Genomic DNA, 13,279 nt, shown 5'->3' with positions numbered 1-13,279 from the left:
CGCCCTGCAGGCGACCGCGGACGCCATCGAGGCCGCGGCCCCGCAGCTGCGCGCCGAGAACGCGAAGGACCTGGAGGCGGGCCGGGCGGCGGGCCTGGACGCCGCACTCCTGGACCGGCTGGAGCTCACCGACGCGCGCATCGCGGACATGGCCGCCGGCCTGCGCCACATCGCGGCGCTGCCGGACCCGGTAGGCGCGATGCGCGAGGTCAACAGCATGCCCTCCGGGATCCGGGTGGGTAGGATGCGCGTGCCCCTCGGCGTGGTCGGCATCATCTACGAGTCGCGCCCCAACGTGACCGCCGACGCCGCCGGCCTGTGCCTGAAGTCCGGCAACGCGGTGATCCTCCGCGGCGGCTCCGAGGCGATCCACTCCAACCGGGCCATCGCCGCGTGCATCGGCGAGGGGCTGGCCGCTGCCGGCCTGCCCGAGACCGCGGTGCAGGTGGTGGCCACCACCGACCGCGCCGCCGTGGGCGCGCTCATCACCATGGACGAGTACGTCGACGTGCTCGTGCCGCGGGGCGGCAAGGGGCTGATCGCGCGCATCATGCGCGACGCCACGGTGCCAATGATCAAGCACCTGGACGGCGTCTGCCACGTATACGTGGACGAGCATGCCGACCTCGCCAAGGCCGACCGCGTCGCCTTTAACGCCAAGACCCAGCGCTACGGTACCTGCAACACCATGGAGACCCTGCTGGTCCACCAGGCCGTCGCCGGTACGCTGCTGCCGGGGCTGGCTGCGCGTTTCGGCGAGGCCGGCGTGGAACTGCGCGGCTGCGAGCGTGCCCGCGCCGCGGTCCCCGCGATGGCCGGGGCAACCGAGCAGGACTGGGCCACGGAATACCTCGCGCCGGTGCTCGCCGTGCGCGTCGTCGACGACCTGGATGCCGCCATCGAGCACATCGAGCGCTACGGCTCCCACCACACCGACGCCATCGTTACCGAGCACTGGAGCCACGCCCAGCGCTTCCTCCGCGAGGTGGACTCGGCATCGGTGATGGTCAACGCCTCGACCCGTTTCGCCGACGGCGGCGAGTACGGGCTCGGCGCAGAGATCGGCATCAGTACCGACAAGCTCCATGCCCGCGGACCGGTGGGGCTGGAGGGGCTTACGACGGAGAAGTACGTGGTCTTCGGCGACGGTCACATCCGCGAATGATCCCGGGCCGCGCGCCCCTGGGCATCCTCGGGGGGACCTTCGACCCGGTGCATTACGGCCACCTGCGGCCGGCGGTGGAGCTGCTCGAGGCGCTCAACCTCGCCGAGCTGCGCCTGGTGCCCGGACGCATCCCGCCCCACCGCCCGCCGCCGCGGGTCTCCCCGCACCGGCGCCTGGAGGTGCTCACCGAGGCGGTGCGGGCGATGCCGGGGCTGCGCGTGGACGACCGCGAGCTCCACCGCGGTGGTCCATCCTACACCGTGGACACCCTGCGCACCCTGCGCGAGGAAATCGGCGAGCGTCCCCTGTGCTTCGCGCTGGGCAGCGATGCCTTCCTCGGGCTGCCGCGCTGGTACCGCTGGGAGGCGCTCACCGACTACGCCCACCTGGTGGTGATGGAGCGCCCCGGTCACCCGACGCGGCTCGGGGGCGGGTTCGGCGAGTGGGCGATGGCGCGCCGCGCGGATTCGGCATCGGCGCTGCGCGACGCCCCCGCGGGGCGGATCCTGTTCATGCCGGTCACCCAGCTCGACATCTCCGCGACCGGCGTGCGCCGGCTGCTCGCCTGCGGCGAGTCCGCGCGCTGTCTGATGCCCGAGCCCGCATGGCGGCTGATCGCCGAGAACGGCTGGTATGGTTATCCCCAGGTCTAGTGCCTCTTCCGGGGCACCGAGGGGTGCGTGGCGCGTGAGGCGCGATGCACCGTTTCCGCAACGATGAGCAACGAGAAGGCCATGTCCAATCAGACGATGGAACCCGAGGCGGTCCGCGACCTGGTCGTGGATGCGGCGGAGGACATGAAGGCGGAGGATGTCCGCGTGTTAGACGTGCGCGGGCGCACCGCGATCACGGACTTCATGGTCTTCGCCAGCGGCTCCTCCCGCCGCCACCTCAAGAGCATCGCCGACCGCGTGGTCGAACGCGCCCGCGAGGCGGGCCACGATCCCCTGGGCCGGGAGGGCGATGAGACCTCGGGCTGGATCCTGGTCGATCTCGGCGAGGCCGTGGTGCACGTCATGCTTGCCGACGTGCGTGACTTCTACCGCCTGGAGAACATCTGGGCGGTGGACGACGCGGACGAGGCCGACGGCGCCGGCCAGGGCGAGTGACGGCGCGGCATGAGGCTGCGCATCGCCGCCGTGGGCCAGCGCATGCCCGGCTGGGTGGCGACGGGGGTGGAGGAGTTCACCCGGCGCATGCCCCGGGAGCTGCCGCTGGAGATCGTCGAGATCCCCGCGAGCCGCGCCCGGCGGGGCGGCGACACGGCCCGCGCCACCGCGGAGGAGGGCGAACGCCTGCTCGCCGCGGCGAAGGGGGCGCGCATCGTCGCCCTGGACGAGGGCGGGCGGTCGCTGACCACCGCGGCGCTGGCGACGCACCTGGACGAATGGCGGATGGACGGCGACGACGTCGCCTTCCTGATCGGCGGCGCGGACGGGCTCGCGCGCGAGTGCCGGCAGCGTGCCGGGCTGGTGTGGTCGCTTTCGGCGCTGACCTTCCCCCACATGCTGGTGCGGGTGATCCTGGCAGAGCAGCTCTACCGCGCCTGGACGGTTCTCAGCAATCATCCCTATCATCGAGACTGAACCCGCGCGCACAACCCGAGAGGACTGGGTATGGACCCGCAGGCTGATGTAGACATCTATCTCGCGTCGCAATCCCCGCGCCGCCGCGAGCTGCTCGAGCAGCTCGGCGTGCGGTTCGCGAGCGTCTCCCAGGACGCGGAGGAGACCCTGGAGCCCGGCGAGAGCCCGGAGGTCTTCGTCATCCGCCTGGCCCTGGAGAAGGCGCGCGCGGGACGGGCCAATGTCTCCGGTGACCGGCCCGTGCTCGGGGCCGACACCGTGGTGGTGCTCGACGGCGAGGTCTTCGGCAAGCCGCGGGACGAGGCCGAGGCGATGGACATGCTCGAACGCCTCTCCGGGCAGTGTCACCGGGTGCTCACCGGGGTCGCGCTGGTCGGCACCGATGAGGAGGCGACCCGGCTGTCCGTCACCCACGTGACCCTGCGCTCGATCGCCGACGACGAGCGCAACGCCTACTGGGCGAGCGGTGAGCCGGCGGACAAGGCCGGGGCCTATGCCATCCAGGGTCGGGGCGCGGTGTTCGTGGAGCACATCGACGGCAGCTACTCCGGGGTCATGGGGCTGCCGCTGTTCGAGACCGGCGATCTGCTCGGCGAGTTCGGGATCGACTACCTGGCCAACTGGCGCCGCCCGTGAGCCAGGAACTGCTCATGAACATCACCCCGCGGGAGACGCGGGTGGCGCTGGTGGAGAACGGTTCGCTCCAGGAGCTGCACATCGAGCGTGCCCGCAAGCGCGGGCTGGTGGGCAACATCTACAAGGGGGCGGTTTCCCGGGTGCTGCCGGGGATGCAGGCGGCGTTCATCGACGCCGGCCTGGAGCGCACCGCCTTCCTCCATGCCTCCGACATCGCCCATGCCGACGAGGCCCTGGCGGAGGCGCCGCGGGTGCCGGAGATCACCCGGCTGCTCAAGGAGCAGCAGTCCGTGCTCGTGCAGGTGATCAAGGACCCCATCGGCACCAAGGGCGCGCGGCTGACGACCCACATCACCGTGCCCTCGCGCTACATGGTGCTGCTGCCGGGCAACCCGACCGTGGGCATCTCCGCACGCATCGAGGACGACGGCGAGCGCGCCCGGCTGCGTGAGCTCGGCGAGCGTTTCGTCGCCGAGGGGGAGGGCGAGGACGTCGCCGGCGTCATCCTGCGCACCGCCGCGGAGGGTGTGGACGAGGCCGACCTCGCCCGGGATCTCGACTTCCTGCGCCGGCTGTGGCGCTCGATCCGCCTGCGCGCCGCCGCCGCCCAGCCCGGCTCGCTGGTGCATGCCGATCTGCCGCTGGTGCTGCGCGCGCTGCGTGATCTGCTCGTCGACCAGGTCGACCGGGTGCGAATCGATTCACGGGAGAACTACGACAAGGTCGTCGGTTTTGCGCGCCAGTTCCTTCCCGAAATTGCCCCGTATATCGAATACTATCCGGGCGAGCGGCCGATCTTCGATCTCTACAGCATCGAGGACGAGATCCAGAAGGCGCTGGACCGGCGGGTGAATCTCAAGTCCGGTGGTTACCTCATCATCGACCAGACCGAGGCGATGACCACCATCGACGTGAACACCGGCGGCTACGTGGGCCACCGCACCCTCGAGGAGACGATCTTCAAGACCAACCTCGAGGCGGCCCAGGCCATCGCGCGCCAGCTGCGGCTGCGCAATCTCGGCGGTATCATCATCATCGACTTCATCGACATGGAGGAGTCGGAGCACCGCCGCCAGGTGCTGCGCGCGCTGGAGAAGGCGCTGGAGCGCGACCACGCCAAGAGCCAGATCAGCGGGGTCTCCGCGCTCGGACTCGTGGAGATGACGCGCAAGCGCACCCGCGAGTCGCTGGAGCACCTGCTCTGCCAGCCGTGCACCACCTGCGGCGGGCGGGGGACGCTGCGCACACCGGAGACGGTGTGCTACGAGATCGCGCGCGAGATCATGCGCGAGGCGCGGCAGTTCGACGCCCAGCGCCTGCTGGTGCTCGCCGCCCAGGAGGTGGTGGATCTCATGCTCGACGAGGAGAGCGACAGCTTCGCCGAGCTGGAGGAATTCGTGGGCAAGCCCATCGAGTTCCAGGCCGAACCGCTCTATACCCAGGAGCAGTTCGACGTCGTCCTCATGTAGTGCGCGCCCCCGGGCGCGCCGTTGCCCCGGGAGGGAGCCGCCCGCGTGCCGACCACGCCGCCACGCCGTCTGACGGGAATCGTCCTCTACACCCTCGCCCTGGTCCTCGGCCTCGTCGCGCTCGCGGGGGTGGGGGCGCGTCTTGCCGTCAGCCATGTCGACCGCTACCAGGACACGCTGACCCGCCTCGCCGGCGAGGCCCTCGGCCGTGAGGTCGAGGTCGGGCGCGTCAGCGGCCGCATGAACGGCTGGCGCCCGGAGCTGCGCTTCACCGACGTGCGCATCGGCGGCGGTGACACCCGGCTGGAGCTGCCGGCGGTGACGGTCGACATCGACCCGTGGCGCTCGCTGACCGAAGGGGCGCTGCGTGCCTCCCGCATCACTGCCGAGGGGAGCGCGCTAACGCTGGTTCAGCAGCCCGGCGGCGGGCTCGCGCCGGCGGAATCCGCGTCGCTGCCACTGGCGGCGCTGCCGTCGCGGATCGCACTGCGCGACGGGGTCGTGCGCCTGATCGGCCGCGGCGGGTTGCGCAATGTCGTCCTCACCGGGGTCAGTGCCGACCTGGTGCGCGATGACGGTGAGCTGCGCGTCGCCGCCGAGGGCCAGGCCCCGGGCATCGTCGAGGGAGACGTCCGCATCGCTTACCAGGGTGCCGCGGATGGTGGCCAGGGCGTGGCCTACGTGCGTGCCCGGGCCGCGCGCCTGTCGCGGCTTGCCGGCTGGCTGCCGCCGGCGGTGCGTCCCGAGGGGCTTAGTGGCCGGGTGGACCTGGAGCTGTGGTCATGGCGCGAGGAGGGCCGGATCAGCGACGTCCGTGCCCGCCTGCGCGCCAGTGACATGACCCTGCACGGCGTTGCCGTGCAGCGCCTCACCGGCCAGGCGCGCTGGCAGCCTGCCGGGGACGGCTGGCGCGTGGACCTGTGGGACTGGCGTTGGCGTCACGACGACACCGACGGGGTCATGGCGGTGGCGGCCCTGGCGCGCGATCCCGGGGAATGGCGGCTGGGCGTGCCGCGACTGGCGGTCGGCCCCCTGCGCACCCTGATGCTCTCAGTGCCGGGGCTGCCCGGGCGGTTGTCAGAGGTGCTGGAGTCCCTCTCCGGGGAAGGTGCGGTCACCGACCTGCGTGCCTCGCTCTCCGGGACGGACTGGCGCGTCAGCGCCAACCTGAAGGACGCCGGCCTGACCGCCAACGGACGCTGGCCGGGTATCGGCGGGATCAGCGGGCGGTTCGTGGCCGCCGACCAGGGCGGACGCTTCCAGCTCCGGGCCGGCACTGGCACCCTGAGGCTGCCGGCGTTCTTCCGTGAGCCGCTGCCCCTGGACGCCGCCCGCGTCAGCGGCGAGTGGCGCCACCGCGAGGACGGCCTGTGGCGTATCCACGTCCCCGAGCTGGCGTGGGAGTCGCCGGACGGGACGATCACCGGCGGCGCAGCCTTGTGGCTTGGCATGGAGAACGGCCCCTTCCTCGACCTGAGCGCCAGCCTGCGCGACGGCGTGGTCTCGCGGGTCTCCCACTACATCCCGGCGCGGGTGATGAAGGACGACAAGCTCGTCGCCTGGCTGGACCAGGCCTTTGTCGACGGGCGCGTGCCCAGCGGCGATCTGCGCCTGTACGGCCCGCTCCGGGCGATGCCCTTCCGCGACGGCGAGGGGCTGTTCCGGGTGCGCGTCCACGGCGAGGGCGTGCGCTTCAGTTTCCACCCCGAGTGGCCGGCGATCGGCGACGGTGTCGCCGACCTGCGCTTCCTCAACGACCGCATGACCGTCACCGCCGAGGCGGGGACCTACCAGGGCACGCACCTCGTCTCCGGCGAGGCGCTCATCCCGCGCCTGGGCAAGCACGCCCAGCTGCAGCTCTCGCTGGAGAGCCGCGGCCCGGCGGAGGACATGCTGGACTTCCTCCGCGACTCGCCGGTGGGCGCACACGCCCCGCCGCTGTTCGACGCCCTGCACGTCAGCGATGCGGCGGTGCCGCTGTCCCTGAAGCTGGACGTGCCCCTCGAGGAGGTGGAGCGGGGCGATGTCGACGGCCGCGTGGACCTGGACGGGGCGACGGTCACGCTCGATGGCGAGCCCTACCGGCTGACCGGCGTTGCCGGGCGTATTGCCTTCAGCGAGCGCGGCCTCGCCTGGGACGGGCTCACCGGGACCTTCGCCGGTGCCCCCTGGCGCAGCAGTGCGCAGACCCGCCTGGACAGTCGCGGCTCGCGCATCATGATCGACGCCGCAGGGCGTGCCGGGGTGGCCGAGCTGCTGCCGGGGATGCCGGCGCTCGCCGGGCGGACGGAGGGTGAGGCGGACTGGCGCCTGAGCCTCGACGCCCCCGGTTTCCCGCCCCACGGCCGCGACGGGGACATGCACGTGAGCGTACGCTCGGATCTGCGCGGCATGGCCGTGGATCTGCCCGGTGGCTTCGGCAAGGCCGCGGACGGGGCCCTGGCCCTGCGTGCCGAGGCGGCGGCCGGCCGGAATGGCCTCGCCGGTCCGGTCTCCGTCGTCTGGGGCGATCGCGCGGCGTTGCGCCTGGCGCTGGACGGCACCGACGTGACCACCGCCGCCATTGCCCTCGGTGGTGGCGACGTGCCGGCCCTGCCGGAGGCCGGCACGCGTATCACCGGCAGCCTGGACACCCTCGCTCCGGGCGGCCTGGCCGGTGCGGCACCGGCCGGGGTCCAGGCCCTGCCGTCGCCGCTGACGGTCTCGCTGCGCGTCGCCCATCTGCACCTGGACGGCTACCAGGCCCGCGACGTCGATCTATCCGCCCGCCCGGAGGACCGCGGCTGGCGGGTCGCGTTCAGCGGTCCGGACCTGCTGGGCGAGCTCCGCATCCCGCCGACGGACGGGAGTGATCCGTTGTCCGTCAACCTCGAGCGCGCCCGCCTGTCTCCTGTCGACAGCGGAGGAGAGGGCGGTGGCGGGCCGCGGGAGACGGTCGAGCGGTTGCCGGCGGCGCAGGTGCGCGTCGGTGATCTCACCGTGGGTGACTACCGCTTCGGCCGCGTCGAGCTCGACCTGGCGCCCCCCGGGGCGGGGAACCGGCTGCGCCGGCTGCATGTCGAAAATCCGGTAATGGAGGCGACCGTGACCGGTGAGGGCGGGGCCGATGGGGTGCGCCTGAAGGTCCAGGTCCAGGCCAGCAATGCCGGCGCGGCGCTGGAGCGGCTCGGCTACCCCGGGGCGCTGGAGGGCGGTTCCGGGCGGCTGAATGCGACCCTGCGCTGGCCGGGCCGGCTTCTGGAGCCGGAGGTCGCCACGATGGATGGGCGCGTGGGCTTCGAGGTCAAGGATGCGGTGCTCCCCTCGGTGGAGCCCGGGGCGGGCCGGGTGCTCGGGCTGCTCAGTCTGCCGCTGCTGCCGCGGCGCCTGCTGCTCGACTTCTCGGACGTTACCGACGAGGGGCTCGCCGTCGACCGGGTGAAGGCGGCGCTGAACCTGAGCGATGGGGTGCTCACGCCGGAGCAGTTCTTCCTGGAGGGGCCGGCGGGGCGGATCGACATCGCCGGGCCGGTGAACCTGGTCACCCAGCGTCTCGACCAGACGGTGACGGTCACGCCCCGCGTCTCCTCCGCACTGCCGCTGATCGGCGGCCTGGCGGGTGGCCCGCCGGGGGCCGTTCTCCTCTTCCTCGCCCAGCGGGTGTTCGGTGACGACGTCGATCGGCTGAACCGCTACCGTTACCGGGTCACGGGGTCATTCGACGACCCGAAGACCGAGCCCCTGGAGATCGACAGGGGGAACCAGAGCAGGAGTACGCCCGGACGGGGGCTGAATGACGGTGAAAGCGCAAGTATCGCTCGTTGAGATGAACTCCGGTGACGATGTCGCCGCGAACCTGCACGCCGCCGCCGCGGCGGTTGCCGACGCCGCGGCGGCCGGGGCGCGGCTGGTGGTGCTGCCCGAGAATTTCGCCTTTCTCGGCGCCGACGCGCAGGCGAAGTTCGCCGTGGCCGAGGATGCCGGGGACGGCCCGATCCAGCGCTGGCTCGCCGACACCGCCGCGGCCAGCGGCGTGTGGCTGGTGGGGGGCACCATTCCCCTGCACGGCGACGACGGGGCGCGGGTACGCGCCGCCTGCCTGGTGTACGACGATACCGGGCACTGCCGGGCGCGCTACGACAAGATCCATCTCTTCGACGTGGACCTCGGTGCCGGCGAGGGGTATCGCGAGTCCGCGACCTTCGAGCCCGGCGACCGCCCGGCCTGGGTCGACACCCCGCTCGGTCGGCTGGGCCTGGCGGTCTGTTACGATGTCCGGTTTCCGGAACTCTTCCGGTGGCTGGCGGATGCCGGCTGCGAGCTGGTGGCGCTGCCCTCGGCCTTCACCGTACCCACGGGGCAGGCGCACTGGACGGTGCTGGTGCGCGCCCGCGCGATCGAGAACGGCATGTGGCTGCTCGCCCCCGGCCAGGTCGGCTCCCATCCCGGCGGCCGTCGGACCTGGGGCCACAGCCTGGTGGTCGATCCCTGGGGCGTGGTGCTCGCCGAGGGCGAGGGACCCGGGGCGGTGACCGCGGCGTTCGACCCGGACGCGGTGGCGGCCGCGCGCCGGCGTATCCCCGCCCTCGAGCACCGGCGTCCGGCAGCCTACGCGGCGCGGCGGTCCTGACCGCCCGCGCCGGGGAACGACAACGCCGGCCACGGGCCGGCGGCATTCGGAGGTAAGCGATGACGAGCGAAGTCATGGAGCGCAACCTGGGCCTCGCGCGCGAGTGCCTGCTCGCGCCCGCGGGCCTCGCCGAGTCCGACCTGGACCGGGTCTTCGGCCAGCTCATGGGCCCCGGCGTGGACGCCTCGGACCTGTACTTCCAGCAGCGCCGCCACGAGTCGTGGGTGCTGGAGGACGGCATCATCAAGGACGGCAGCCGCAACCTCGACCAGGGCGTGGGTGTGCGCGCCATGAGCGGCGAGCAGACCGGCTTCGCCTACTCCGACGAGATCGTCATGCCCGCCCTGCTGGAGGCCTCGCGGGCGGCCCGCGCGATCGCCCGCAGCGGTGACAGCGGGCGGCTCCAGGCGTGGCAGGCGGCCAGCGGGCGCTCGCTCTACGAGCCCGTGAACCCGCTGGAGACCTTTACCTCGGACGAGAAGGTCGAGCTGCTGCGTAGCGTCGACGCCGAGGCCCGGCGCCAGGACCGGCGGGTGGAGCAGGTCATCGTCAACCTCTCCGGGGTGCACGACGTGGTCCTGGTCGCCGGCTCGGACGGCCGCCTCGCCGCGGACGTGCGCCCGCTGGTGCGGCTCAACGTCAGCGTGATCGCCGCGGACGGCGAGCGCCGCGAGAGCGGCATGGCCGGCGGCGGCGGGCGCACCGGCTATGCCGTGTTCACCGAGCGCGACCAGGCCCTCGGCTATGCCCGCGAGGCGGTGCGGCTCGCGCTGCTCAAGCTCGACGCCGTGGAGGCGCCGGCGGGGACCATGCCGGTGGTGCTCGGTCCCGGCTGGCCCGGCGTGCTCCTCCACGAGGCGGTGGGGCACGGCCTGGAGGGGGACTTCAACCGCAAGGGCACCTCGGCCTTCGCCGGCCGCCGTGGCGAGCGCGTCGCCTCGCCGCTGTGCACCGTGGTGGACGACGGCACGATGCCGGGGCGGCGCGGCTCTCTGAACGTCGACGACGAGGGCAACCCCACCGGCTACAACGTCCTCATCGAGCGCGGCATCCTCAAGGGCTACATGCAGGACAGCCTCAACGCCCGGCTCATGGGCGAGGCGCCCACGGGCAACGGCCGGCGCGAGTCCTACGCCCACCTGCCGATGCCGCGGATGACCAACACCTACATGCTCGCCGGTCCCCACGACCCCGGCGAGATCGTCGCCTCCGTGGACCGCGGGCTCTACGCGGTGAACTTCGGCGGCGGCCAGGTGGACATCACCTCCGGCAAGTTCGTGTTCTCCGCGAGCGAGGCGTATCTCATCGAGAACGGCCGCGTCACCCGCCCGGTCAAGGGCGCGACGCTGATCGGCAATGGCCCCGACGTACTCACCCGGGTGTCCATGGTCGGCAACGACCTGGCCCTGGACGGCGGTATCGGCACCTGCGGCAAGGACGGCCAGAGCGTGCCGGTGGGCGTGGGCCAGCCGACGCTCAAGGTGGACGCCCTCACCGTGGGCGGAACCCAGACCTGAAGGAGCCTCTTCCATGAGCAGTGAACGCGACGGCAACCGCGGTCTGCCCTCGGTGGCGGAGCTGAAGACACTGGTCGAGCGCGCCCTGGAGACGGCGCGCCAGCGCGGTGCGAGCGCCGCCGAGGTGGCCGCGAACGCCAGTCAGGGGCTGTCGGTCAAGGTGCGCCAGGGCGAGGTGGACACCCTGGAGCACATGCGCGACCGCGGCCTGGCGGTGAGCGTGTACTTCGGCCAGCGCAAGGGCGAGGCGAGCTCCGCGGATTACAGCGCCGGCGCCATCGACGAGACCGTGGCCGCCGCCTGCGAGATCGCCCGCTATACCTCCGAGGACCCCTGCAGCGGCCTCGCCGATGCCGGTCTCCTGGCCCGGGACGTCCCGGACCTGGGACTCCACCACCCCTGGGGCGTGAGCGCCGAGGCGGCCATCGAGCTCGCCCGCGAGACCGAGCGTGCGGCGCTCGACGTGGATTCGCGGCTGACCAATTCCGAGGGTGCGGAGGTCTCCGCCGGCGAGGGCGTGCGCGTCTACGGCAACAGCCACGGCTTCATCGGCGGTTACCCGGCCAGTCAGCACGCGATCAGCTGCGCGGTCCTCGGCCGCGAGGGCGACGCCATGCAGCGGGACTTCTGGTACACCGCGGCGCGTGCACCGGAGTGGCTGGAGTCGGCGGCCGAGGTCGGCCGCCAGGCAGGGCGCCGCACCGTGGCCCGGCTGGGGGCGCGGCGGCTGAGCACCCGCCAGGTGCCAGTGATCTTCGACCCGTCCACAGCGCGGGGGCTGATCGGCCATTTCGTCGGCGCGATCTCCGGCGGCAGCCTCTATCGCCGCGCCTCGTTCCTGGTGGACCACCTGGACCGTCAGGTCTTCCCCGCCGGCTTCTCGATCAGTGAGCGGCCGCATCTCCCGGGGGCGCTCGGCAGCACGCCGTTCGACGGCGAGGGCGTGGCGACCCGCGATCGCGAGCTGGTAGTGGACGGTGTGCTGCGCGGCTATGTGCTCTCCAGCTATAGCGCGCGCAAGCTCGGTATGGAGACCACCGGCAACGCCGGCGGCGTGCATAACCTCTGCGTCGCCCCCGGTGAGAAGGACCTGGACGAGCTCGTCGCCGACGTTGGCGAGGGACTGCTGGTCACCCAGCTCATGGGACAGGGCGTGAATACCGTCACCGGCGACTATTCCCGCGGCGCGAGCGGCTTCTGGATCGAGAACGGGCGGATCGCTTACCCGGTCGAGGAGATCACCATCGCCGGCAACCTCAAGGAGATGCTCCGCCACATCACCGCTGTGGGCCGGGATGTCGATACCCGGGGCAGCATTCGCACGGGTTCGCTGGTCGTCGAGGGCATGACCGTCGCCGGCGAGTAACGCGGGTCTTGTATCCGCACCGGTGCGGTGCCATGTTCTCGGTGGGCGCAACGCCGCCACCGGGCCGCTGTGGCGCTCTGACGCATGACAAGACCTCTGAGAAGATTAGTAGTAACGGCTGGATGAGGTGTCGAGTGAAGCTTCGCGATCTGCTGGAGAGCTGGGAGGAGTCCGCCAGCGAGCCGAGAACCCGCAACGCCTACTGCGTGCGGCTGCCCGTGCATGATGCCGCCAAGCTGGCGGCCCTGGAGGAGATGTACCCGGGGCGCTCCCAGGAGCAGATCATCACGGACCTGCTCTCCACCGCCCTGGACGAGATCGAGGCGGCCTTCCCCTACGTGCAGGGCGGCCGCGTGGTCGCCGAGGACGAGCAGGGCGATCCCATCTACGAGGATGCCGGTCTGACCCCGCGTTTCCAGACCCTGGCGCGCAAGCACCTGGAGCGGCTCGAGGCCGCGGCGGACGGCGAGCAGGGCCAGAGCTGACGAAAACGGCGGCCACCGGCTGCGCCGGTGACCGCCGTCGCGCGGGCGGCGGCTACTTCGAGCCGTTGCCGTCCTGCCTGGCCCAGTCCGCCTGGTAGTCGACCTCGGCGTCCTTGCGCCACTCGTCGAGGCGGCTGCGGATCTCCTGGCGGGCGAGCGTCTGCTTGATCTGGTCCCGCACCTCAGCGAGCTTCGGCGCCTTCGCCTGGCGGACGTCGCTCAGCCGGATGACGTGCCAGCCGAACTGCGTCTTCACCGGCTCACTGGTGTAGTTGCCCGGCTCCAGGGCCTGCACCGCCTTGCTGAAGGCCGGCACCATCTGGTTGGGCCCGAACCAGCCGAGATCGCCGCCGCGCTTGCCGGTCGGCCCGGTGGAGTACTCCTTGGCGAGGTCGGCGAAGTCGCCACCGTCGTCGAGCTTGCCGATGACCTCCTTGGCGGTCTTC

The 13,279-nt window shown here is 72.1% G+C and carries 12 protein-coding genes; 11 read left to right on the top strand and 1 reads right to left on the bottom strand.

Going from position 1 to position 13,279, the window contains the following annotated elements:
* The 11 genes from G7A99_RS03830 to G7A99_RS03780 form a co-directional block, all read left to right on the top strand.
* Positions 1-1,165: glutamate-5-semialdehyde dehydrogenase (locus G7A99_RS03830; RefSeq protein ID WP_163138924.1), on the top strand; the 1,165-nt coding region annotated here is incomplete at its 5' end.
* Positions 1,162-1,818, top strand: a complete 657-nt coding sequence (gene nadD / locus G7A99_RS03825) for a nicotinate-nucleotide adenylyltransferase (protein WP_018718624.1) — start codon at positions 1,162-1,164, stop codon at positions 1,816-1,818. The genes G7A99_RS03830 and nadD, both read left to right, overlap by 4 nt.
* 81 nt (positions 1,819-1,899) lie before the next feature.
* A complete protein-coding gene (gene rsfS / locus G7A99_RS03820) occupies positions 1,900-2,274 on the top strand; it encodes a ribosome silencing factor (RefSeq protein ID WP_240466082.1) in 375 nt (124 codons plus the stop codon).
* A gap of 9 nt (positions 2,275-2,283) precedes the next feature.
* Positions 2,284-2,751, top strand: coding sequence for a 23S rRNA (pseudouridine(1915)-N(3))-methyltransferase RlmH (gene rlmH, locus G7A99_RS03815; protein WP_018718622.1), 468 nt, complete (start codon positions 2,284-2,286; stop codon positions 2,749-2,751).
* A 30-nt stretch (positions 2,752-2,781) separates the two neighbouring features.
* The gene (locus G7A99_RS03810; protein WP_018718621.1) at positions 2,782-3,387 is read left to right on the top strand and encodes a nucleoside triphosphate pyrophosphatase; all 606 of its coding nucleotides are present in this window, start codon (positions 2,782-2,784) and stop codon (positions 3,385-3,387) included.
* A gap of 14 nt (positions 3,388-3,401) precedes the next feature.
* Complete coding sequence (gene rng / locus G7A99_RS03805; RefSeq protein ID WP_018718620.1) at positions 3,402-4,856, top strand: ribonuclease G; 1,455 nt, start codon at positions 3,402-3,404, stop codon at positions 4,854-4,856.
* Between the two features lie 45 nt (positions 4,857-4,901).
* Positions 4,902-8,660: a YhdP family protein gene (locus G7A99_RS03800; protein ID WP_163138923.1), complete on the top strand. Its 3,759-nt coding sequence runs from the start codon at positions 4,902-4,904 to the stop codon at positions 8,658-8,660.
* Positions 8,629-9,465 (top strand): carbon-nitrogen hydrolase family protein, encoded by an 837-nt coding sequence (locus G7A99_RS03795; protein WP_163138922.1) that lies wholly within the window; start codon positions 8,629-8,631, stop codon positions 9,463-9,465. The genes G7A99_RS03800 and G7A99_RS03795 overlap by 32 nt, the downstream gene beginning before the upstream one ends.
* 59 nt (positions 9,466-9,524) lie before the next feature.
* On the top strand, positions 9,525-10,982 hold the full coding sequence (tldD, locus tag G7A99_RS03790; protein WP_371807595.1) for a metalloprotease TldD: 1,458 nt from the start codon (positions 9,525-9,527) through the stop codon (positions 10,980-10,982).
* Between the two features lie 13 nt (positions 10,983-10,995).
* Positions 10,996-12,348, top strand: a complete 1,353-nt coding sequence (gene pmbA / locus G7A99_RS03785; protein ID WP_205599721.1) for a metalloprotease PmbA — start codon at positions 10,996-10,998, stop codon at positions 12,346-12,348.
* 134 nt (positions 12,349-12,482) lie between these two features.
* Positions 12,483-12,833, top strand: a complete 351-nt coding sequence (locus tag G7A99_RS03780; protein ID WP_018718615.1) for a hypothetical protein — start codon at positions 12,483-12,485, stop codon at positions 12,831-12,833.
* A 52-nt stretch (positions 12,834-12,885) separates the two neighbouring features.
* Here the strand turns inward: G7A99_RS03780 and G7A99_RS03775 are convergent.
* Positions 12,886-13,279, bottom strand: a 394-nt coding sequence (locus tag G7A99_RS03775) for a peptidylprolyl isomerase (protein WP_205599720.1), incomplete at its 5' end; no start/stop codon positions are given.

The organism is Arhodomonas sp. KWT, assembly GCF_010993615.1.
The sequence above is the reverse complement of the archived record's forward strand: the minus strand, read 5'-3'. Positions and strand labels throughout refer to the sequence as shown.

Excerpts from the sequence above, each read along its gene's own strand:
- nadD (WP_018718624.1), top strand. The coding sequence starts at position 1,162 with ATGATCCCGGGCCGCGCGCCCCTGGGCATCCTCGGGGGGACCTTCGAC.
- rsfS (WP_240466082.1), top strand. The coding sequence starts at position 1,900 with ATGTCCAATCAGACGATGGAACCCGAGGCGGTCCGCGACCTGGTCGTG.
- rlmH (WP_018718622.1), top strand. The coding sequence starts at position 2,284 with ATGAGGCTGCGCATCGCCGCCGTGGGCCAGCGCATGCCCGGCTGGGTG.
- G7A99_RS03810 (WP_018718621.1), top strand. The coding sequence starts at position 2,782 with ATGGACCCGCAGGCTGATGTAGACATCTATCTCGCGTCGCAATCCCCG.
- rng (WP_018718620.1), top strand. The coding sequence starts at position 3,402 with ATGAACATCACCCCGCGGGAGACGCGGGTGGCGCTGGTGGAGAACGGT.
- G7A99_RS03795 (WP_163138922.1), top strand. The coding sequence starts at position 8,629 with ATGACGGTGAAAGCGCAAGTATCGCTCGTTGAGATGAACTCCGGTGAC.
- tldD (WP_371807595.1), top strand. The coding sequence starts at position 9,525 with ATGACGAGCGAAGTCATGGAGCGCAACCTGGGCCTCGCGCGCGAGTGC.
- pmbA (WP_205599721.1), top strand. The coding sequence starts at position 10,996 with ATGAGCAGTGAACGCGACGGCAACCGCGGTCTGCCCTCGGTGGCGGAG.